Here is a 20,807-nt window from a genome sequence, read left to right on the forward strand (position 1 = left end):
GAGTTTGCGTGACCAACGAAGACAAGGCTGGCTTGCAGCTCGACTCAAAAAAGGCGGCTGCACGCGTAGGCCTCACCTCTGATGAGATCATCATCAATGGTGGGAGCCCCTTGAAGGGGCGCATCAAGGTTCGTGGGGCTAAGAACCTCGCGACCAAGGCGATGGTCGCATCGCTGCTTGGCAACTCAGAGAGCGTTCTCACGAACGTTCCGAACATCTCTGACGTACGAGTCGTTGCCGGGCTCCTCGCCCTGCACGGGGTTCTCGTGACCCGCGGTGAGTCAGGCGAGTGGCGCCTCGACCCCACGAACGTCGAGGTGGCCCATAAAGCCGACATTGATGCGCACGCCGGTTCGTCACGCATTCCCATCCTGTTCTGCGGCCCGCTGCTGCACCGCCTGGGTGAGGCGTTCATTCCTGACCTGGGCGGCTGCCGCATCGGCGACCGTCCCATTGATTTTCACCTCGACGCGCTCCGTGCCTTCGGCGCCGTGATCGAGAAGCAGCCCATGGGCATTAGCCTTGAAGCCCCCAACGGGCTCAAGGGCGCCAACATCGAGCTGCCGTACCCCTCGGTTGGTGCAACCGAGCAGGTGCTGCTCACGGCCGTGCTCGCTGAGGGCACGACCGAGCTTCGGAACGCGGCTATCGAGCCAGAGATCGTCGACCTCATCTGTATCCTGCAGAAGATGGGCGCGATCATCAGCATCGAGCCAAACCGTGTGATCTTCATCGAGGGCGTTGAGAAGCTGCGTGGCTACCGCCACGACGCGATCTTCGACCGTAACGAGGTTGCCAGCTGGGCTGCAGCGGCTCTCGCGACGAAGGGCGACGTATACATCGAGGGCGCGAAGCAGGAAGAGATGATGACCTTCCTCAACGTCTTCCGCAAGGTCGGCGGCGACTTTGACGTCGAGCATGACGGCATTCGCTTCTACCACCCGGGCGGCGACCTCAAGCCCGTCGTCATCGAGACTGACGTACACCCTGGCTTCATGACCGACTGGCAACAGCCGCTCGTTGTCGCGCTGACCCAGGCGATCGGTACCTCGACGATTCACGAGACGGTGTACGAAAACCGTTTCGGCTTCACCGATGCGCTCAACATGATGGGTGCCGATATTACGGTGTACAAGGAGGGTCTCGGTGACCCCTCTCGCCGCGTGAACCGTCGTGAGTTCGAGCAAGCCGCCGTGATCACGGGGCCAACACCGCTCACGGGCGCTGACATCGAGGTTCCTGACCTTCGTGGTGGCTTCAGCCACCTCATCGCCGCGCTGACCGCGACGGGGCAGACGAAGGTCACCAACCTTGGCATCATCTCGCGAGGCTACGAAAACTTTATTGAGAAGCTTCGCCTGCTTGGCGCAGACTTTATTTACGAGGGCTAGGGGAGTCATGCCCCGTGAGGGGGCACCCTCGGGCGATAATGGATGTCATGGTAGAAACGGTCAAAATACGGAGCCGATGGTCAGCAGAAAAAAAGAAACCGAGTTTCTTTTGGCTCCTGGCCTCACTCGTCCTGCCACTGTGGAGTCTCATGGTGCAGTACCGTTTTACGCCGAACTCGAAGATTCCCCAAAAGGGTGCCTTCATTCTCTCGCCGAACCATTACAGCGAGATTGATCCGATCGTCATCGGGGCCATGACCTGGCACATGGGCAGGCTGCCACGCTTTATGGCGAAGGCGAGCCTGTTCAAGATTCCCGTGGTGAAATGGTTGCTCAACGCCTCGGGTCAGATTCCGGTCGACCGTTCTGGCATTATCGGCAGCACGGGCGACGGTAACCCCATGGGGGCCGCGGCAGAGCTCATTCAGCGCGATGCCTGCGTGATCATTTACCCCGAGGGAAGCCTCACCCGCGACCCAGACCTCTGGCCTATGCGCGGAAAGTCGGGAGCGGTCAGGCTCGCCCTCGAGGGCGGCATTCCGATCTACCCGGTTGCTCACTGGGGCACCCAGGAGCTCATGCCACGCTACGGCAAGAAAATTCGGCCCTTCCCGCGCAAACGCATCACGATCGCGATCGGTGATCCGCTCGATCTTTCTGAGTTTGAGGGGCAGCACATTGACCAGAAAACGGTCACTCGTGCAACCGAGAAGCTCATGAATGAGATCGCGAAGCTGCTTTCTGAGCTGCGCGGCGAAGAAGCGCCCGAGACCAGATGGAACCCGAGTGCCCGCGGGCAGAGTGAGACTGGCCGCTTCGGCGGCGAGCCCACCGAACCAACGGAGCGCACCGGTGAGTAATACAACCCAGAAAAAACCGCAGAAACCTGCCCAGAGAAATGCTGGCCGCAAGGTCGCCGTGATCGGTGCTGGCAGCTTCGGCACGACCTTCTCAAAGGTGCTCGCCGACGCTGGGAACGACGTGACGGTTTGGGCAAGGCGTCACGAGGTCGCGCAAGAGATTCAGGTGGGCAAGCGCAACAGCCAGTACCTGCCGGGCATCAACCTGCCGAAGACGCTTAAAGCGACACAGGATTTGCAGGATGCGCTGCGCGGTGCTCAGCTCGTCTTCTTAGCGGTACCGAGTTCGTCGTTTCGCCAGACGCTGCTCGATATTGAGCCATTCTTGCACCACACCGCGGTGCTCGTGAGCCTCATCAAGGGCATCGAGCGCGAGACGAACCTGCGCATGTCTGAGGTCATCGAAGACACGCTGCACCTCGAACCAGAGCGCATTGCGGTCGTGTCAGGGCCGAACATTGCGCTCGAGATTGCCAAGGAACAGCCGACTGGAGCGGTGGCCTCGTGCGTTGACGAGAACGTGGCGCAAGAGGTTGCGATTGCCTGCACGACGAGTTACTTTCGCAGCTACGTCAACACCGACGTTGTTGGAACCGAGCTTGGCGGCGTGCTGAAGAACCTTATTGCCCTTGCCATCGGCATCGTCGATGGGGTGGGGTACGGCGAAAACACCAAAGCCGCGATTATTACCCGTGGCCTCGCTGAGATGACCGAGTTCGCGGTTGGGCTCGGCGGTAACCCGGCCACAATGTCTGGCCTTGCTGGCGTCGGCGACCTCATCGCGACGTGCCAGTCACCGCTTTCGCGCAACAACACCGCTGGCAGGCTCATCGGGCAGGGGTACTCGCTCGAAGAGACCCGCGAACAGATGTCACAAACGGCCGAGGGAATTACCTCGGTCGCGCCCGTGCTCGAGATCGCGAAGGAGCGGGGCATCTCGATGCCCATCGTCGAACAGGTGCAAATGGTGCTACGCCAGCAGATGAAACCTGAGAATCTCGGGCCGCACCTCGCGACCGAAGACGGAGTGCCAACCCCAGAGCTTATGCTTGGAACGGGTAAAGAGTCCATTTGGAAGCGTATTACGAAGAAACTCAAGGGGGAGCGATCGTGATGAAGAAAACACGCGTTGTCATTCTGTTTGGCGGTCGTTCGAGCGAACACACCGTAAGCTGCGTCACCGCGACCGGCATTCTGCGGGCCATTGACCGCGAACGCTTCGACGTCATTCCGGTCGGCATCACCGAGCAGGGCAGCTTTACGCTCGTTGACGAAGAGACCATGACCTTCACGCTCGACGAGAAGCCGCTGCGCACGCTCGACGATAACGGAACACGAATCGTCTGGCCAGAGTCAGCGAACACGCGTGAGCTTCGTGTCATCGCTCCGCACGGGGGAGTGCAGTCGCTCGGCGAGATCGACGTTGTCTTTCCGATGCTGCACGGGCCATGGGGCGAAGACGGTACGGTGCAGGGCTTTCTCGAGCTCACCTCGATTCCGTACGTCGGCAACGGCGTGCTCGCTTCATCGGTGTGCATGGACAAGCACGTCTCAAAAACGCTGTTTCAGGCCGCCGGTATTCAGGTCGCGCCGTGGCGCACCGTCACCCGCATGGACATCGACCGCAATCCTGAGCTCACGGGGCTCTTCGACGAACTCACCTACCCGCTGTTCGTGAAGCCTTCGCGCGCTGGTTCGTCGGTCGGAGTGAGCCGCGTCACGAGCCCCGAGGGGCTTCCCGAGGCCCTCGACATCGCGTTTCGTGAAGATCACATGGTGCTTGTTGAATCGGCAATCGTGGGCCGTGAGGTTGAAATCGCCGTGCTCGAGGGTAGGCAAGGCGAGCTGCCCCGCGCCTCAAGCGCGCTCGGCGAGATCGTGTTTCAGGGCAAAGACTTTTACGACTTTGAAGCGAAGTACCTGGGTTCTGATGGAGTGCGCCTCGTGCTGCCAGCGCCCGTTACCGATGCTGAGCTCGCGAGCATCAGCGAGGCAGCGATTCTCGCGTTCACTGTCGCACAGTGCAACGGGCTCGCGCGCGTTGATTTCTTCCTGACCGACAACGGGCCTGTGCTCAACGAGATCAACACGATGCCGGGCTTCACCCCGATCTCAATGTACCCGCAGCTGTGGCAGCACTCAGGGCTCGCCTATGCTGACCTCATTACCGAACTCATCGACCTCGCACTCGATACCAAGCGCTAAGCCTCGCGGCTACTCGCTTTCGGTGGGAGCGTCTTCTGCGGGAGCGTCGTCGGTGGGTTCCGTCGGGTTCTCGTCAGAGGTACCCGAGAAGTCGAGGCTGTCGCTCACGTTGGTGCACTTGCGTACCTGCGGCAGCTGCGATACTGAGGCGCCGAACTCGGCGATGACTGAGCCGCTTGAGAGATTTGAATCGATGACGATCTCGAGGCCGGGCTCGCGACCGTATGCCTCGAACCTGAAGAGCGGGGCCTCAGAGTCGTCCATGATCCAATCGATTCCGTTCACGCTCACGCACTGGTCGGTCGTGGGCCCCGAAGGTTCGATGCCGCAGTAGAGCAGCACGCCCGCTGGGTCTCCCCACGCACCGGTTGACTGGGCGTTCGTGTTGCGTCGCTTCAGCTCGCCGATTTCGTCGGGAAGCCGCACGATCACGTCGGCGCACGCCGGGTCATTCGCGTTCTCGGCTGGATGCATCGGCACCTCGCGAACGGAGCAGCCGGTGAGAAGCCCCACGAAGAGGGTTGCGGCACCCGCAGAGGCCAAGAGAGGAGTGAATGATCTGTGACGCACGACTCAACCTTAATTCATAAAGCTGAACCGTTTCATGAGCTAGCGTTGAGGGTATGACAGACACGGTTGGAGCGCTCGGCGAGGCCGCGGTACTCGCCCGCATTTTGCCCCATTTTCGAGGCGGATCGGCGGTAACGCTCGGGCCCGGCGACGACTGCGCCGTGGTCGAGTTTTCTGGGGCTTCGGTTGTGACGGCCGACACGATGATCGAGGGCCACGATTTTCGGCTCGACTGGACCCAGCCCGAAGAACTCGGCTGGAAACTTGCGATGACGAACCTTTCTGACGTTGTCGCGATGGGGGCCGTTCCGGTCGCGCTCACGATTGCGCTCGCCTGCCCTGATGACACCGAGGTCTCGCTGCTTGAGGGCATCGCGCAGGGCATGCAAAACGCGCTCGATCTCGTTGCCCCCGGCTGCGCCGTGGCGGGCGGTGATCTCGCGCACGCGAGCGAACTCGTGTGCGCCGTGACGGCCCTGGGTGATCTTCGTGGCGAAGCCCCGGTGAAGCGCAGCGGTGCTCGCGTCGGCGACCAGGTCGCCTATGCCGGTGAGCTCGGCCTCTCGACGCTCGGTCTCGCTGCCCTCTTTGCTCACGGGCCAGAAGCGAGGGAGTTCGCGCCGCGCGAGGTTCGGGCGCAACTTGCGCCGGTCACCCCGATTGCGTCGGGGCTCCAAGCGGGTGCCTTTCATGCGACGGCGATGATGGATGTTTCTGACGGGCTATCGCTTGACGCCGCAAGGCTCGGCAGAGCAAGCGGCGTCACAATTGACCTTGATGGAGCGGCCCTCACGCGACACTTTGGCGTGCAAGACGGAGTTGTGGTGAGTCTTCGTGCGCTTTTGCACAGCGGCGAAGACCACGGCTTTCTCGCGACCTTTCCCAAAGAACAGCCCGTGCCTCCAGGGTTCTGCCCGATCGGGACGGTTCGTGAACGCGGTGAGGCGCTGCTCGTTAACGGCGAGCCGGTGCAGCCTGCGGGGTGGGATCCGTTTCAGAACCGATGAGTGAGAGCGCGACGAGTAGGTCTGCCCGGTCGTAGGGGTCGTGCATGTCGCGCCCGAGGAGTTCGCCGATGAGTTTAATGCGGCTTGCCACGGTGTGACGGTGCACCCCGAGCTGACTCGCGGCTGGGCTGTTTTGGCCGTGGTGCTCAAGCCATACTTCGAGGGTTGCGGTGAGCATCTCGCCGTGCCTGGCATCGTGTTCGCTGAGCGGCCAGAGCAGTTCGCGGGCACGCTCGGCTGCGCTCTCGCTCTCGCGAAGCAGTGACGTGACGCCCTCACTCATTGCTGCCTCGAAGCTGTGCACGACTTTTTCAGAGCGGTCGATCTTGGCGTAACGGTACGCGCTCCTCGCTTCGGTGAGGGCGATGTCGATTTCGGCGAGAGGATGCCGCTTCGAGAGCCCCGCAGAGATGCCGAGCGACTGACAAAAGCTGCTGAGACGCGCCCGGTGCTTTGGCGGGGTCACGAGAATGAGCCCCTCGTCGTGCGCGCCAAGCAGTACCTCGGTGAGTTGCGATGCGAAGGTTTGCAATTGCTCGAATCGTTCGTTCGAGAGCGACGAGGTGTCGCCGAAGAAAAAGAGCGCCATGTCGTGTTCGGGAAGGTGGTGTTGAAACGCGCTGCTCACCTCGTGAGCCGTCTCGGTCTCGCCGCTCAGCAGGAGCGTCAGCACCGCGCTCTTGAGCTGTGAACGGCCCGACGAGAGCTGCCGGTGCTGCTCGAAGTGGAGTGCCGCGAGGGTTGCGACCTGCTCAAGAGCGCTGTGCTCTGCGTGGTCAAGGGGCTGCGTGCTCTCGACCGCGATGATGCCCTGCACCCCAGCGATGCCACCCACGGTCTGTAAGTGAACACGCTCACCCTCGTGTTGCCTAGTGACGTTGGCGCGTATTCCGCGCTCTCCGATCTCGCTGATGGCGGCGACGATCCACGGCGCGCTCGTGTGCTCGCGACCGGCCGCACCAGAGGCATGAATGAGGATCCCCCGCGCATTTGATAGCGTGACCCAGCGATCAAGGCGGGTCGCCAGCTCGTCGATCGCGGCCGTGAGCCCGAGCCTGCGCAACGCGGCACGCGAGATGGCGCGTTGGGTTTCGAGGCTCCAGCGTTCGCGCTCGAAACCGATCGCTGCGATCTGGCGTGTCGCGAGCTGCGTGATGGCGATGAAGGGGGTGTCGTAGGGCACGCGAAAGAGGGGGAGACCCGTCTCATCGCAGGCGGCGATGAGCGGGTGCAGAATGCGATCGTGCATGATCTCTACGGCGAAGCCGAGTGCGCTCACGCCGGCCTCCCTGAGTCGTTCGACGTAGTCGCGTGCCTGTTCGTCGCTCAGCTCATTCGTGAACTGGCTGCCCGTCGTGAGGAGCACGGTGCGAGGGGTGAGGAAGGGGGTGGGGTCGGTTAGCTCGCTCGAGTGCACCCACTGCACGGGTGTTTCAGCCGCCTCTTCGCTCTGGCCGGCGATCATGACGAGACCGAGTTCGTAGCTCGACATGATGTCGCCGAGCGTGATCGTGTGCTGGTGCGTTGTGGGGGTGGTCGTGAGCATGTGGGTTGGCCTCCGGCGTGTCGCTCGTGACTGAATTTCGGTACCCGTGTCGCAATCGACAGGGTGTCGTAATAATTCTATCGCTTTCGACACTCTGGCGCATTGGTGTGTGCCTGGCCTGGTCGTACGCTGGTCGTGATCAACAACTCACACTCACTAGGGAGGTCATCATGACTGAAATTCTTGGCGGACCATCACTGCCACAGGAGCGTAAGCTCGTCACCGCTATTCCTGGCCCGAAGTCGCAAGAACTGCTCGCTCGCAAGAACAGCGCAGTCGCAGCCGGCGTCGGCGTTGCCCTCCCGGTGTTCACCGTTGCCGCTGGCGACGGTGTCATGGTTGACGCCGATGGCAACTCGCTCATCGACCTCGGTTCAGGCATCGCCGTGACCGGCGTTGGCAACTCAGCACCCCGCGTGGTGAAGGCAGTTCAGGACCAGGTTGCAAAGTTCACCCACACCTGCTTCACCGTGACCCCTTACGAGAGCTACGTGAAGGTAGCCGAGAAACTCAACGAGCTCATTCCCGGTGACTTCGAGAAGCGCTCAGCGCTCTTCAACTCGGGCGCAGAGGCTGTGGAGAACGCGATCAAGATCGCTCGCCACTACACGAAGAAGAACGGCATCGTCGTCTTCGACCACGCTTACCACGGCCGCACGAACCTCACCATGGGCATGACCGCAAAGAACATGCCTTACAAAGACGGCTTTGGCCCCTTCAGCTCAGAGGTATACCGCGTACCCACCTCGTACCCCTTCCGCGACGAGCTCTCAGGCGCAGACGCGGCAGAGGTAGCCATCTCGCAGATCGAGAAGCAGGTTGGCGCAGCGAACCTCGCAGCGATCATCATCGAGCCCATCCAGGGCGAGGGCGGCTTCATCGAGCCCGCCGCAGGCTTCCTGCCCGCACTCCAGGAGTGGGCAACGGCCAACAACGTCGTCTTCATCCTCGATGAGGTGCAGACCGGCTTCGCTCGCACGGGCAAGATGTTCGCCGCTGAGTACTCAAATTTCGCAGCAGACATGGTAACCACCGCAAAGGGCATCGCTGGCGGCCTGCCACTCTCGGCAGTAACCGGCCGTGCAGAGATCATGGACTCGGCTCACGCAGGCGGACTCGGTGGCACCTACACCGGTAACCCCATCGCGTGTGAGGCAGCACTCGCAACGATCGAGACCTACTTCGAAGACGGTCTGCTCGAGCGTGCACAGAAGATCGAAACGATCATCACCGACTTCTTCTCCGAGCTGCAGAAGACCGACGACCGCGTTGGCGACATTCGTGGCCGCGGTGCCATGATGGCCGTCGAGTTCGTCGAGTCAGGCTCAAAGAAGCCCAACGCTGCGCTCACCTCGCACATCGCGAAGTTCTGTGCCGACAACGGTGTGCTCACGCTCACCTGTGGCACCTACGGCAACGTGGTACGCTTCCTGCCAGCACTCACCATCTCAGACGAGCTTCTGCTCGAGGGCCTCGGTGTCATCGCAGAAGCAATGAAGGCAAGCGCGTAACCCGCGCTTCGAAGAAAGCAGATACCAATGGCACTTACTGCACAAGAACAAGAGCTGCTGGGCCGCGTACAATCTGGCCTCAGCATCGCAGGCGAATGGCAAGACTCGGCATCGGGTCAGCTCATCGACGTCATCGACCCGGCAACGGGCGAGGTTATCAAGCAGATCGCTGACGCGACCGTTGAAGACGCGGTGCGCGCTCTCGACGCGGCTGTAGCAGTGCAGGCGGAGTGGGCGGCAACGCCAACCCGCGAGCGCTCGAACATTCTGCGTCGTGCGTTTGACCTGCTCATGGAGCGCAAGGAAGAGTTTGCGCTGCTCATGTCGATGGAGATGGGCAAGCCCATCGCCGAGGCACGTGGCGAGGTCGTGTACGGTGGCGAGTTCCTGCGCTGGTTCTCGGAAGAGGCCGTGCGCGTACAGGGCGATTACCGTAACAACCCCGAGGGCACCGGCACCATGATCGTGTCGCACATGCCCGTCGGCCCGTGCTACTTCATCACGCCATGGAACTTCCCGCTCGCAATGGCGACCCGCAAGATCGCTCCGGCACTCGCTGCCGGCTGCACCGTGGTCATCAAGCCGGCTCAGCTCACCCCGCTCACGACGATCTTCTTCGCGCAGCTGCTCGAAGAGGCTGGCGTTCCCGCCGGCGTCGTGAACGTCGTGCAGACCTCGAAGTCGAGCGCTCAGTCGAGCGCGCTGCTCTCAGACACCCGTCTGCGCAAGCTCTCGTTCACGGGTTCAACCCCCGTTGGCGTGAAGCTGCTCGAAGCAGCCGCTCAGAACGTGCTGCGCACCTCGATGGAGCTCGGCGGCAACGCCCCCTTCATCGTGTTTGAAGATGCCGACCTTGACCGTGCGGTCGAGGGAGCGATGGTCGCGAAGTTCCGTAACATCGGTCAGGCCTGCACCGCGGCAAACCGCTTCATCGTGCACGAGTCGCTCGCCGATGAGTTCGCATCGCGCGTCGCTGACCGCGTTAAGCAGCTCTCGGTTGGCCGTGGCGCTGAAGAGGGCTACGACATCGGCGCGCTCGTCGACGACAAGGCCGTGGCGAACACCGCGCGCCTCGTAGCCGATGCGGTCGATACCGGCGCAACTGTCGTTACCGGTGGCGAGATCATTGAGGGCCCCGGAAACTTCTTCCAGCCCACCGTGGTCGACAACCTGTCACCGCAGTCGGCCATCATGCGTGAAGAGATCTTCGGGCCCCTGCTCGGCATTATTCGCTTCAGCAGCGAAGACGAGGCCGTTGAGATCGCGAACAACACCGAGTACGGTCTCATCAGCTACGTGTTCACCGAGAACATTCACCGCGGCCACCGCATGATCGAGAAGCTCGAGAGCGGCATGATGGCGCTCAACACGGGCCTCGCATCAAATGCAGCGGCTCCGTTCGGCGGCATGAAGCAGTCGGGCATTGGCCGCGAGGGCGGCTTTGAGGGAATCCAGGAGTTCCTCTCGAAGAAGTACACCGTTCTTCCTCGCTAGGTTTTTCCACTCCTTAGCCCAGGGCGCCGGTGTGAGTCATGAAAAAATGATTCACACCGGCGCCCTTCTGCGTGTAAGATGAAACCGGTGCCAGATATTGGCAGGGGGATGCAATGCGTATCATTCTGTCGACTCGCACTGAATAGTTACAACCCGCTTCTGCTCGAGAGAGTGCAGGCGGCTGAATGAATTGATACACCCATCTTTAGTGCTTTACCTTTCACCGGCTCTCGTTCCGCCGTGTTAGAGCGCATCGTCTGCGCTCCCGCCGAACGCTCGCTGAGGGTTGTCGCTCACACTCGTTTTTTAGACCCCGTGGCGACGCCGTCGGCTCGGTTTATCGGATCATCTGTGATCCACAATAGTAAGTAAGGAATGACGACATGGCTACAGGCACCGTCAAATGGTTCAACTCTGAAAAAGGCTTCGGCTTCATTGCACCCGATGATGGTTCAGCCGACGTGTTCGCACACTTCAGCGCGATCACGGGTTCGGGCTACCGCAGCCTCGAAGAGAACCAGAAGGTCGAGTTCGAGGTAGAGCAGGGCCCCAAGGGCCTTCAGGCAGCTTCGATTCGCGCACTCTAAAGCGTGACTGACCGCGCGGCGGGCAGCTGAGTAACCCTCAGTTGCCCGCCGCGCTGTTTTATTTGTGGGGCATGGGCCTTAGCCCTCAGACCCTTCTGCATCGTTTTGCTCGCGGTCGCTTCGCTCGGCCCACCACAGCGTCGTCTCGCCGTACTTGCGCTCTTTGAAGAGCACCAGGCCGCCTGGCCACTCTGGCTCGCCGTCACGGGTGCTTCGCTCGACCATGATGAGGCCATCGCGAGACACGAAGGGCGCGATTGCCGCGAGGTGCTCGGCGAGCAACCCCTGAGAAAAATCATATGGCGGATCGACGAACACCACGTCCCACACCCCGTCAGCAGCGCCCTCGAGTGATGGGGCCGCGCCGTCGAGAAACGCGCGTGCGGTTTGCCGGTGAACCGTGAGCTGCGTGGCCGAGTCGCCGCCAAGAGCGGTCACGAGTCGATCGACGTTGCGTTGCACGATCTGCGCCGCCGGTGGGTGCTTCTCAACGAGCGCGACCGACGTTGCGCCGCGGCTCGCGGCCTCACAGCCGAGCGCGCCGCTGCCGGCGAAGAGGTCGAGCACCCGAACCCCGTCAACCATGTTCCAAGCCTCGAGCGCTGAAAAGATCGCCTCGCGCACGCGGTCACTCGTGGGCCGTGTGCCTGCTTGGGGCACGTCGAGCCTGAGCGAACCGGCCTTGCCAGAGATGATGCGAGTCATACAGGCATGGTACCGGCTCGTGGTGACAAAGCCGCGCGTGTCTCTCGGCGTCAGGGGTGGTCGGTATCATCGTCTGTATGCAACAGGTCACGCTCGACAGCCAGCTCTCAGAGCTTTTGCCGCCGAAGGAGGCGCAGGCCATTGAGCGCGCCTTCGGCTATTCGACCGTGGCTGATCTCGTGTTGCACTACCCGCGCCGCTATGACCCGAGAGGCGCGCTCACACCCATTCGCGGCTTGCCGGTTGGCGAGCACGTGACCGTCATCGCCGAGGTGGTGCAGGTGACCGAGCGGCGCATGCAACGGCGCAACGGTTCGATCATTGAGGCCACGATTACCGACGGTAAGGGCGAGATGAAGCTCACCTGGTTCAACCAAGCGTGGCGCAAAGAGGCGCTGGCCCCGGGCCAGCGAGGCCTCTTCTCGGGCAAGGTCACCGAGTACCGCTCGACGCTGCAGCTGGCGCACCCCGAGTACCAAATCTTTACCGAAGAGACGACCATCAGCGAAGACGAGGCTGAGCGTGAGGCGCTCGTCTCAAGCTGGCGTTCTGAGGTCGTGCCCATTTACCCGGCCACCGGCAAAGTCTCGTCGTGGGACATCCAGCGGGCGATGGAACGGGTGCTGACGCTGTTGAGCGTGGTCGAAGATCCGCTGCCCGACGATATTCGCGCCGAGGCCGGCGCCCTCTTTGCTGCCCAGCACGGTGAGATGGAGGCTACCGCCGCCCCAATCGTCGATTTTGGCACCGCCATGCAGTGGCTCCACCGGCCGACAGACATGGGCGAGCAGCGCCTCGCGAAAGAGAGCATGCTGTTTCGTGAGGCCTTTGAACTGCAGCTCGGGCTGCTCGATGCGAAGCGTCGCGCTGGTTCCCAGAACACCGCGGCATGGCCGAAGCGGCCGGGCAAGATGCTCGAGGCTTTCGACGCCGCGCTCCCTTTTGCCCTGACCGACGACCAGGCCGCGGTAGGGCTTGCGATTGAGCAGGGGCTCGCACAGACCGAGCCAATGCACCGCTTGCTGCAGGGTGAGGTGGCCTCGGGTAAGACGCTCGTGGCGCTTCGCGCGATGCTGCAGGTTGCTGACGCCGGTGGCCAGTCAGCTCTCCTCGCGCCGACCGAGGTGCTTGCAAGCCAGCACCTGCGGTCGATCACCGAGACGCTCGGGCCCGAGCTCACCGAGGCGCTGCGGCCGACGCTGCTCACGGGACAGCTCTCGGTGCCAGAGAAACGGCGCGCGCTGCTCGACATCGTCTCGGGCAACGCCAAGATCGTGGTTGGCACCCACGCGCTCATGAGCGCCAACACCGAGTTTCACGACCTTGGCTTCATCGTCATCGACGAGCAACACCGCTTCGGGGTCGAGCAGCGAGACGCACTGCGCAAAAAGGGCAAGCGGCCGCCGCACGTGCTCGTGATGACGGCAACGCCGATTCCGCGAACCATCGCGCTGACCGCTTTCGGTGACCTCGACGTTTCGACGATTCGGCAACTCCCGCGAGGTCGCATGCCGATCGTGACCCACGTTGTGCCGACCGACGAGCAGCCCCGGTGGGAACATCGCGCCTGGCAGCGCGCCGCAGAAGAGATCGAACGGGGTCGACAAATCTACGTCGTCTGCCCGGCCATCTCGCCGACCGAGCAAGAGACGGGCGCGCACCCGGCGGCCGGTGACACGGGGCAGGCAGGCGCGCCTGGATCAGCCGGCGGGCCGGGTTCGTCCAGCGGCCCCGGCGGGGGAGACGTTCGTGAGCAGCGGCCGCTCGCCAACGTCGAAGAGACCCTGGCAATGCTTGGCGGTGTGCCCGAGTTGCGTGGCGTGCGAATGGCGGCGCTCACCGGAGCGATGACTGCCGACGACAAAGACGCCGTAATGAAAGACTTTGCTGCGGGCAACATCGACTTGCTCGTCGCCACGACCGTGATCGAGGTCGGTGTGAACGTGCCAAACGCCTCGATGATGATCATTCGTGACGCGCATCGCTTCGGCGTCTCGCAGCTGCACCAGCTGCGTGGTCGTGTGGGGCGAGGCGCACACGAGGGCCTCTGCCTGCTCGTGACCTACGCGCCTCAGGGCAGCTCGTCGCGCGAGCGCATTCAGGCCGTCGCCAGCACAAACGACGGCTTTGAGCTCGCCGAGTACGACCTGCAGGTGCGGCGCGAGGGTGACCTGCTCGGAGCCCGCCAGTCGGGCACCGACACTGGCCTGCAACTCTTGCGCGTGCAAGAACACGGCGAAGTCATCGCGGGAGCGCGGGACATCGCCACGAAGCTGCTTGACCGTGATCCCGAGCTCTCGAGCGTTCCCGCGCTTTCGGGGCTTATTCGTGCCGGTCGCGAAAACGACATCGAAAACCTGACAAAGTCCTAGAGGGCTTGTGTAAAACACTGAAACCATATGCATCTTTCAGACGCGGCCCAGTACGCTAGAGGCATGAGCAGGATCGCAGTAGTTCCAGGTTCCTTTGACCCAGTGACGCACGGGCATCTCGACGTGATCCGTCGAGCCTCGGCCGTCTTTGACGAAGTTCATGTCGTTGTCGTTCACAACCCAGACAAAAACGCCATGCTTCCCATTACCGAGCGCGTAAAACTCATTGAAGAGTCGGTCGCGGCAGACGAAGAGCTGCGTGGCCGCAACATCAAGGTGACCTCGTGGTCGATGGGCCTGCTCGTCGATTACTGCCTCGAGGTCGAAGCGAACGTACTCGTCAAGGGCATTCGCTCGCAGATCGACGTTTCGTACGAGACCCCCATGGTGATCATGAACCGCTCGCTCGCCAACGTCGAGACCGTGTTCTTCCTCACGGAGCCGCAGCACGCACACGTCTCGAGCTCGCTCGTGCGCCAGGTCGCAGCCCTCGGCGGTGACGTGACCCCGTACGTGCCCGCGCCGGTGAAGGCAGCGCTCGACAAACTCCCGCGCCGCTCGCTCTAGCGGCCCTGGGGCTCTGGCTCCCGCCTTCCCATCAAATTGTTTGCACTTTTGCCCTCGAAACGCCCGTTTTTCGCCTGAAAGTGCAAACAATTTCGCGCAAGGCAGCCAGCCGCGGCTGCAAAGGCAACTAGTCATGGCAGCCCCGCAGGCCAGCCAACACAGCCACGGTAACCGCGGCAGACACCGCAAGCACCGCGTGGCGCGCGGCGGGCACCCAGACATGTCAGTTACCCTTATTGTGTGACTGAAACAAATCGCGTGTACCTCGAGAACGTTCGCGACCTCATGCACCGCCCAGGCGAGATGCGAGAGCGTGAGCGCGATGTCGTGACCCCCGAGCACTTCGGAGAGGGGCTCGCCGTCGTGCCAGAGGGCGAGACGATCCACCTCGATATGCGACTCGAATCAGTACACGAGGGGATTCTTGCTACCGTCGTCGCTGACATTCGCTATGTTGCCGAGTGTGGGCGCTGCCTCACGGAGTTTGCCGCCAAGGGAAAAGTCGATTTTACTGAGCTCTTCGCGTATACTCCTACTGAGGCCGACGAGTACGGGGTTCACGGTGATCACGTGAATCTTGAACCCCCGCTCCGAGACGCGATAGTGCTTGCACTACCGTTTCAGCCTGTGTGTCGCCCCGATTGCTTGGGGTTGAACCCCGAAACGGGAGAAAAACGCACGGCTGAAGAAGTGGCTGATGCCGAGCAGATTATTGATCCGCGGTGGGCAGCACTCGCTGAGTTTCAGGCTGACCATGAACGTGTTGAGGGTGAAACCGCCCCCAACGAGAACAAGTAAGAGGAAAACACTATGGCTGTTCCCAAGCGCAGAATGTCGCGCTCAAACACCCGTCACCGCCGTTCGGCGTGGAAGGCTGAGGCACCGAAGCTCGTGAAGACCGTTGAAAACGGCCGCACGGTTTACAGCCTCCCTCACCGCGCACGTGCGGTTGAAGACGCACAGGGCAACGAGCTCTTCCTTGAGTACAAGGGCCGTCGCGTAGCTGACGCGTAAGTCTTCACATGGCAGGGAACAATGACTTCCCGCCGATGAACACAAGAAAGCCGCAGGGCTCGCAAAGCGAACCAGGCGGCTTTCTTGCGTCATTCGGCGTTACAGTGCGGCCCGAGCTGCTCGATCTCGCGCTCACGCACCGTTCGTGGGCGTATGAGCACAAGGCCGCCCCGCACAACGAGCGGCTCGAGTTTCTCGGCGACTCGGTGCTGGGCCTCGCGGTGACCTCGCGGCTCTACACCGATTTTCCGGCGCTCACCGAGGGGCAGCTCACGATGCGTCGTGCTGCTATCGTCTCGAGTAACGCGCTCTCGGGCATTGCCCGCACGATCGGCCTCGGCGAGCACATCAAGCTGGGTCGCGGCGAGAAGCGCTCGGGCGGTCGCGAGAAAGACTCGATTCTCGCCGACACCGTCGAGGCAATTATCGGCGCCGTGTACCTCTCTGAGGGCCCCGCTGCCGCCGACCGCTTTGTGCGTGAGCTCACCGATCCACTCTTCGCAAACATTGAGCACCTCGTTGTGCTCTTTGACCCGAAGACCACGCTGCAAGAAGAGGCGGTCGCGCGCGGCGAGGGCTTCCCGTCGTACGCGGTTGAGGGCTCTGGCCCGAACCACGAGCGCCTCTACACCGCGAAGGTCACCCTGGGCGGCTTTCACGGCGAGGGCACTGGAACGAACAAGAAGGCCGCCGAGCTTCTCGCGGCCCGCAGCGTGATCGAGCAGTTGCGCGCGGCTGGCGATCTTCGCACGGTTGCGCAACACACGGCGGATCATTCCCAGGCCGAGCCCGACACCTCACCGCAGAAGGCCCGCTAGCCCGATGCCAGAACTTCCCGAGGTTGAGGTCATTCGGCAGGGGCTCGCGCAGGCCGTCAACGGTGCGCGGGTGGCCTCGGTCGACGTGCTCGATTCCCGAGCCCTGAAGCGGCACCAGTCAGGTGATGCATCGCCAGCGCACGACTTCGCTGCCCGGCTCACAGGCGCGACACTCAGGGCTCCGGCTCGCCGCGGCAAGTTCTTGTGGGTGCCGCTTGATCCTGGGCCCGCGGGGGCCGATGGCGGCGCGATTGCGCCAACAACGGCGCTGCTCGGGCACCTCGGCATGAGCGGTCAGATGCTCCTGCGCACGCTTGAGCAGCCCGATGACCGCCACGTGCGCGTTCGGGCATGGCTCGACACTCGCGAGCACGGCGAGCTGCGACTCGACTTTTGCGATCAGCGGCTCTTCGGGTCACTCGCGCTCGACGAACTCATCGCGACCGACGACGGTGAGGCCGCGGGGTGGGGAAGCGAGCACGCGCTGATTCCGGGCCAGGCGGCGCACATTGCGCGCGATCCGCTCGATCCTGTGTTTGATGCCGAGCGAGTGCTCGAGCAGTTCGCACGCCGACGAGTGCACGTGAAGAAAGCCCTGCTTGATCAGCGCATCGTGAGTGGTATCGGCAATATTTACGCCGACGAGGCGCTCTGGCTTGCTCGGGTGCACCCCGAGACGCCCGCGGCCAACCTGTCGCGGCAGGCGGGCCGGAGGCTGCTCGACGCGGTGCACGGCGTGCTTGAAAAGGCGCTCGCTGAGGGCGGCACGAGCTTCGACGAGCTGTACGTGAATGTGAACGGTGAATCGGGCTATTTCGCGCACTCGCTGAATGCGTATGGTCGCGGGGGAGAAGCGTGCTCGCGGTGTGAGACGCCAATCAAGCGGATCCTGTTCGCTGGTCGCTCGAGCCATTTTTGCCCGAGGTGTCAGCGGCGACGCTGAGCGTTACGAGGCAGTCTGTGAAGTGCTGCCCCTTCGCGCCTAGCGTTGAAAAGTAGGCGCGATCCGCTTCTTCGACGGCGGCATTGGCTCGGTTGGCAAGGGTGGCTCCCGCGGGTGTAACCGTGAGGGTTCGAGCTCTACGGTCTGTCGGATGCGGATGTCGTTCGACAAAGCCTTTCTTCTCCAGCGTTCGAAGAACCTGCGAGGTCATCATGGGGTCGGTCACCGCATGCTCTGCGAGGTCGCGCTGCGTGAGGGGTGTCTCGTAGTCCATGGCGGTGAGTACTGCGAGGAGCACGAACTGCACGTGGGTGAGGTCAAAGGGGGCGAGAATTGCACGGATCTCGCGCTGCCATGAGTTCGTGACTCGCCACAGCATTAGGCCGGTGCTCGCTTCCGGGCTGGGATAGGAGGTTTCTAACGTGCCGGTCATGCTTGCATCGCCTCCCTGATGACTTGCATGTCGTATGCGTCGAGCGGTATCAGTCCGTAGCGGAGCTGGTAGCCCCAATTCGGTTCTTGCGTCAGATGAAGCCGGGTGCGTAGCTCATCGAGTGGCGCCGGGGTGCCGGGTAGATAGTCGATGCGGCGGCGAAAGGGTCTGAAGCTGACCTCATCGGCCTGCCAGATCTCGTCATCGGGCAATGTTCCGATCGCTGTGAAGTGCCTGTATGGGGTGCGATCGCCACGCTGTACTGTCGGCGAGTAATAGATGAGCGTGTCACCAGCGTGCATACGTGCGAGCGGGACGCGTTTGCCGTGGTTGATCTGCGCGATGCCGAGTTCGATCCCGCGGCGCACATGGGCAGCGGAGACGACACCGAGCCAGCCGCGAGTCATGCGGCGTCCAAGTGTTCGAGTAGCCCGGTGGCGCTCGAGCGGGCTACATTCCCCATGCTCTTGCGGAGTATGCGCTGCCAGAGTGGGGCGAGAAGCCCCTCGACGCCAACAGAAACGCGTACCTCGGCACCAACTTCTGTCGGTGCGACTTCGTGCTCAAAGATCAGCGTCGCCCCAGGCAAGGAGGAGGCGTTCGTGAATACCCGGTCTTGCTCGAAGGCTGTGACGGAGAAAGCTGCGGCCGGGCCGGAGGCTGGGCGCATCCTGCCGCGTGCCCCGAGCTTGGCGGGTCCCTCGAAGCTGACCTCCCGCACCGCTGCATCCCACTCAGGCCATCCCGCTGGATCTGCCCAGCGAGAGAACACAGAATGCGGGCTATGGGAGGTGAGTGTGGAGTGCGAATCGATGAGCTTCATGTCAATTAGTATGCACGCTTATTATATCGTGCGCAAGTCCACGACCCCGCGGCGAAAGGCGTAAATATCGCAGACGGCTGCGCATCGGGGGCTTCTTTTGGGCACCTTTGACCATGAACGTATAACACTGCGGCGGGCGGGATATTTCAGCATTCTCCCGCGCGTGCAGGCCGTGGGAGAGGGGTGCCCGCGGTACGAGACGCCGATCAAGCCCATTCCGTTTGGTAGACACTCCTCGCTTTTCTGCCCGAGGTTCCAAGGGCGGAACTGATAAGTGGGCAGCTCGCTTTGGTATCGTTGAATGATGCCATTCTCTGCTTTTCAAGATTTCGTCGCGCTTGTCAACGATCGTTACGGTGCCCCCGGAGAACCTTATGCCGAGGAGCAGAACAGCGATTACGAGTCAGGCACTGTGGCGCTTGGGGCGAACGTGTGGCGCATCCGTACGGCGCGAGTGACGCCCAAGAAACCGGGTGCCTTTGTCGCCGTATGGTGCCGCGATGAACAGGGCGAAACTCGTCCGTTCGATTCCTCTGAGAACGTCTCTGGACTGTTGGTCTTTGTACCGGGAGAAGAACAGCAATTTGGTGTGTTTCGGTTCACGAGCGACGTGCTCGAACGGATGGGGATCACTCGCTCGGAGCGTCATCCGGGGAAACGAGGATTTCGTGTCTACCCGAGTTGGAGTTCTGGGCTGAACCGCAGCGCTCAACAGGTACAGCGCGATCAAGCTTCGTCGTTCGAGATCTTGCGCTGACGGTATGAAACGCGCAACCAGCGCATGGAAACGGGCAACACCGACTCGTCTAGTGAGGGACAGCGCTGGGCGGTAGGCTGACGATATGGCCAGGCCAACATCACAATCAGCATTGCTCGATGCAGCGAAAACGCAGTACACGAAACTCATGTCTCTTATTGACTCGATGAGTGACATTGAGCGCAGCGTGCCGTTGTCGTATGGGCCTGATTTCAAGAAAACAGAAGCGCACTGGACGCGAGATCAGAGCCTCCGTGACATTCTCGTTCATCTGTACGAGTGGCATCAGCTGCTGCTGAACTGGGCGAACTCGAATCTCGCTGGTGAGGCTTTGCCGTTCCTGCCGAAACCGTATACGTGGAAAACCTACGGTGATATGAACGTGGAGCTTTTGCGCAAGCATCAAGACACCTCGTACGACGAAGCCCGTCAGCTGCTCGAAGAGAGTCATCGGAGTGCGGTCGCACTGATCGAAGGCCTCTTAAACGAGGAGCTATTTGAGAAAGCGTTCTTTCCCTGGACCGGGACGACGTCGCTCGGTTCATACTGCGTATCTGCAACTTCGAGTCATTACGATTGGGCGATAAAGAAAATTCGAGCACATATCAGGGCGCAACAAGCGCTTAAACCGGCGTAAAGAGAACGACACCAGTCGCCCACGTGCTACTCTGTGTGAGTATTTTGGGGCTTGCTGCGCTGACGGTTGAAGCGCAGCCTGTTGAAACCACGCACGGAAGGCGATCAACGTGATTATTTGGCGAGGATGGGGTGTGCTCGCAGCTCTCTATGCGTTCGCAGCGATGATTCTCTTTACGGGCGTTGGGTCTCAGATCCTGCCCTCGGAGGCGTTGCCGTTCTCTGCCGCCATCGGCCTCGCAGTCGCGGCAGTCGCGACGTGGTTCACGGGGATCGCCCTCAACCAGTCTGGTCCCCAAGGCAAAGTAGACCTGTGGATCGCTGAACGTAACTATCAGCTCACTGAGCTGGTTGAGACGGGCCAGTTTTCACTCGGCCCAGGGCAGCCACAGCCGCAGAGCCTCGAAGAAGCTCGTGAGATGGCTGCAGCACTTTTCGAATACGAGAAAGCTGAGCTCAACAAGGCCGCGTTTAACCAGCACACTCTGTTCTGGATCCCATTGCAGTACATTTCTTTCGGCTTGGCGGCAATCGCCGTCACGGTGCTTATCAGCAGCCTATTCTGACG

General features: G+C 61.9%; 23 protein-coding genes. 17 read left to right on the forward strand and 6 right to left on the reverse strand.

What is annotated here, in order from left to right:
• Positions 1 to 8: 8 nt before the first annotated feature.
• The 4 genes from murA (at position 9) to JSO19_RS11530 (ending at position 4,456) form a co-directional block, all read left to right on the forward strand.
• A complete protein-coding gene (gene murA, locus JSO19_RS11515) occupies positions 9 to 1,391 on the forward strand; it encodes a UDP-N-acetylglucosamine 1-carboxyvinyltransferase (RefSeq protein WP_270911813.1) in 1,383 nt (460 codons plus the stop codon).
• 149 nt (positions 1,392 to 1,540) lie between these two features.
• Positions 1,541 to 2,251, forward strand: coding sequence for a lysophospholipid acyltransferase family protein (locus JSO19_RS11520; RefSeq protein WP_270911814.1), 711 nt, complete (start codon positions 1,541 to 1,543; stop codon positions 2,249 to 2,251).
• The gene (locus JSO19_RS11525) at positions 2,244 to 3,365 is read left to right on the forward strand and encodes an NAD(P)H-dependent glycerol-3-phosphate dehydrogenase (RefSeq protein ID WP_270911815.1); all 1,122 of its coding nucleotides are present in this window, start codon (positions 2,244 to 2,246) and stop codon (positions 3,363 to 3,365) included. The genes JSO19_RS11520 and JSO19_RS11525 overlap by 8 nt, the downstream gene beginning before the upstream one ends.
• Positions 3,365 to 4,456 carry a D-alanine--D-alanine ligase family protein gene (locus tag JSO19_RS11530; protein ID WP_270912144.1) on the forward strand — a complete coding sequence of 364 codons (1,092 nt, stop codon included), beginning with the start codon at positions 3,365 to 3,367 and terminating at the stop codon, positions 4,454 to 4,456. The genes JSO19_RS11525 and JSO19_RS11530 overlap by 1 nt, the downstream gene beginning before the upstream one ends.
• A gap of 9 nt (positions 4,457 to 4,465) precedes the next feature.
• On the opposite strand, the gene JSO19_RS11535 is transcribed toward JSO19_RS11530, so the two are convergent.
• Positions 4,466 to 5,026 carry a DUF3515 family protein gene (locus tag JSO19_RS11535; RefSeq protein WP_270911816.1) on the reverse strand — a complete coding sequence of 187 codons (561 nt, stop codon included), beginning with the start codon at positions 5,024 to 5,026 and terminating at the stop codon, positions 4,466 to 4,468.
• Positions 5,027 to 5,079: 53 nt separating this feature from the next.
• On the opposite strand from JSO19_RS11535, the gene thiL reads away from it, so the two are divergent.
• Positions 5,080 to 6,033 (forward strand): thiamine-phosphate kinase, encoded by a 954-nt coding sequence (gene thiL / locus JSO19_RS11540; protein WP_270911817.1) that lies wholly within the window; start codon positions 5,080 to 5,082, stop codon positions 6,031 to 6,033.
• On the opposite strand, the gene JSO19_RS11545 is transcribed toward thiL, so the two are convergent.
• The gene (locus JSO19_RS11545; protein WP_270911818.1) at positions 5,981 to 7,579 is read right to left on the reverse strand and encodes a PucR family transcriptional regulator; all 1,599 of its coding nucleotides are present in this window, start codon (positions 7,577 to 7,579) and stop codon (positions 5,981 to 5,983) included. The genes thiL and JSO19_RS11545 overlap by 53 nt on opposite strands.
• A gap of 170 nt (positions 7,580 to 7,749) precedes the next feature.
• Between JSO19_RS11545 and gabT the strand changes: the two genes are divergently transcribed.
• The 3 genes from gabT to JSO19_RS11560 all read left to right on the forward strand — a co-directional run bounded on the left by gabT (position 7,750) and on the right by JSO19_RS11560 (position 11,171).
• Positions 7,750 to 9,090 (forward strand): 4-aminobutyrate--2-oxoglutarate transaminase, encoded by a 1,341-nt coding sequence (gene gabT, locus JSO19_RS11550; RefSeq protein ID WP_270911819.1) that lies wholly within the window; start codon positions 7,750 to 7,752, stop codon positions 9,088 to 9,090.
• Between the two features lie 27 nt (positions 9,091 to 9,117).
• Positions 9,118 to 10,584 carry an NAD-dependent succinate-semialdehyde dehydrogenase gene (locus JSO19_RS11555; protein ID WP_270911820.1) on the forward strand — a complete coding sequence of 489 codons (1,467 nt, stop codon included), beginning with the start codon at positions 9,118 to 9,120 and terminating at the stop codon, positions 10,582 to 10,584.
• Between the two features lie 383 nt (positions 10,585 to 10,967).
• Positions 10,968 to 11,171 carry a cold-shock protein gene (locus JSO19_RS11560; RefSeq protein ID WP_217134656.1) on the forward strand — a complete coding sequence of 68 codons (204 nt, stop codon included), beginning with the start codon at positions 10,968 to 10,970 and terminating at the stop codon, positions 11,169 to 11,171.
• A 78-nt stretch (positions 11,172 to 11,249) separates the two neighbouring features.
• Here the strand turns inward: JSO19_RS11560 and rsmD are convergent, their stop codons facing one another.
• Positions 11,250 to 11,876 carry a 16S rRNA (guanine(966)-N(2))-methyltransferase RsmD gene (rsmD, locus tag JSO19_RS11565; RefSeq protein ID WP_270911821.1) on the reverse strand — a complete coding sequence of 209 codons (627 nt, stop codon included), beginning with the start codon at positions 11,874 to 11,876 and terminating at the stop codon, positions 11,250 to 11,252.
• A gap of 77 nt (positions 11,877 to 11,953) precedes the next feature.
• On the opposite strand from rsmD, the gene JSO19_RS11570 reads away from it, so the two are divergent.
• The 6 genes from JSO19_RS11570 (at position 11,954) to mutM (ending at position 17,590) form a co-directional block, all read left to right on the forward strand.
• Positions 11,954 to 14,248 (forward strand): ATP-dependent DNA helicase RecG, encoded by a 2,295-nt coding sequence (locus tag JSO19_RS11570; RefSeq protein ID WP_270911822.1) that lies wholly within the window; start codon positions 11,954 to 11,956, stop codon positions 14,246 to 14,248.
• Positions 14,249 to 14,311: 63 nt separating this feature from the next.
• Positions 14,312 to 14,815: a pantetheine-phosphate adenylyltransferase gene (gene coaD / locus JSO19_RS11575; protein WP_217134680.1), complete on the forward strand. Its 504-nt coding sequence runs from the start codon at positions 14,312 to 14,314 to the stop codon at positions 14,813 to 14,815.
• A 240-nt stretch (positions 14,816 to 15,055) separates the two neighbouring features.
• Positions 15,056 to 15,613: a YceD family protein gene (locus tag JSO19_RS11580; RefSeq protein WP_270911823.1), complete on the forward strand. Its 558-nt coding sequence runs from the start codon at positions 15,056 to 15,058 to the stop codon at positions 15,611 to 15,613.
• A gap of 12 nt (positions 15,614 to 15,625) precedes the next feature.
• Entirely contained in the window at positions 15,626 to 15,829 is a 204-nt protein-coding gene (rpmF, locus tag JSO19_RS11585) for a 50S ribosomal protein L32 (protein WP_217134682.1), read from the forward strand.
• Between the two features lie 35 nt (positions 15,830 to 15,864).
• On the forward strand, positions 15,865 to 16,647 hold the full coding sequence (gene rnc / locus JSO19_RS11590; protein ID WP_270911824.1) for a ribonuclease III: 783 nt from the start codon (positions 15,865 to 15,867) through the stop codon (positions 16,645 to 16,647).
• A 4-nt stretch (positions 16,648 to 16,651) separates the two neighbouring features.
• Complete coding sequence (gene mutM, locus JSO19_RS11595) at positions 16,652 to 17,590, forward strand: bifunctional DNA-formamidopyrimidine glycosylase/DNA-(apurinic or apyrimidinic site) lyase (RefSeq protein ID WP_270911825.1); 939 nt, start codon at positions 16,652 to 16,654, stop codon at positions 17,588 to 17,590.
• Here mutM and JSO19_RS11600 read toward each other — a convergent pair.
• Genes JSO19_RS11600 through JSO19_RS13145 form a run of 3 tightly spaced genes read right to left on the reverse strand, consistent with a single transcriptional unit; the run spans position 17,526 to position 18,846 of the window.
• On the reverse strand, positions 17,526 to 18,023 hold the full coding sequence (locus JSO19_RS11600; RefSeq protein ID WP_270911826.1) for a MarR family winged helix-turn-helix transcriptional regulator: 498 nt from the start codon (positions 18,021 to 18,023) through the stop codon (positions 17,526 to 17,528). The genes mutM and JSO19_RS11600 overlap by 65 nt on opposite strands.
• Positions 18,020 to 18,430, reverse strand: coding sequence for an EVE domain-containing protein (locus tag JSO19_RS11605; protein WP_270911827.1), 411 nt, complete (start codon positions 18,428 to 18,430; stop codon positions 18,020 to 18,022). The genes JSO19_RS11600 and JSO19_RS11605 overlap by 4 nt, the downstream gene beginning before the upstream one ends.
• Positions 18,427 to 18,846, reverse strand: coding sequence for an SRPBCC family protein (locus tag JSO19_RS13145; RefSeq protein WP_442915691.1), 420 nt, complete (start codon positions 18,844 to 18,846; stop codon positions 18,427 to 18,429). Before JSO19_RS13145 ends, JSO19_RS11605 begins: the two co-directional genes overlap by 4 nt.
• 304 nt (positions 18,847 to 19,150) lie before the next feature.
• On the opposite strand from JSO19_RS13145, the gene JSO19_RS11610 reads away from it, so the two are divergent.
• From JSO19_RS11610 to JSO19_RS11620, 3 genes are all read left to right on the forward strand, one after another.
• Entirely contained in the window at positions 19,151 to 19,603 is a 453-nt protein-coding gene (locus JSO19_RS11610) for a MepB family protein (RefSeq protein ID WP_270911828.1), read from the forward strand.
• An 85-nt stretch (positions 19,604 to 19,688) separates the two neighbouring features.
• Positions 19,689 to 20,240, forward strand: a complete 552-nt coding sequence (locus JSO19_RS11615) for a ClbS/DfsB family four-helix bundle protein (protein WP_270911829.1) — start codon at positions 19,689 to 19,691, stop codon at positions 20,238 to 20,240.
• Between the two features lie 109 nt (positions 20,241 to 20,349).
• The gene (locus JSO19_RS11620) at positions 20,350 to 20,805 is read left to right on the forward strand and encodes a hypothetical protein (protein ID WP_270911830.1); all 456 of its coding nucleotides are present in this window, start codon (positions 20,350 to 20,352) and stop codon (positions 20,803 to 20,805) included.
• The last annotated feature ends 2 nt before the right edge of the window (positions 20,806 to 20,807 follow it).

The organism is Leucobacter sp. UCMA 4100, assembly GCF_027853335.1.
Lineage (GTDB): Bacteria > Actinomycetota > Actinomycetes > Actinomycetales > Microbacteriaceae > Leucobacter_A.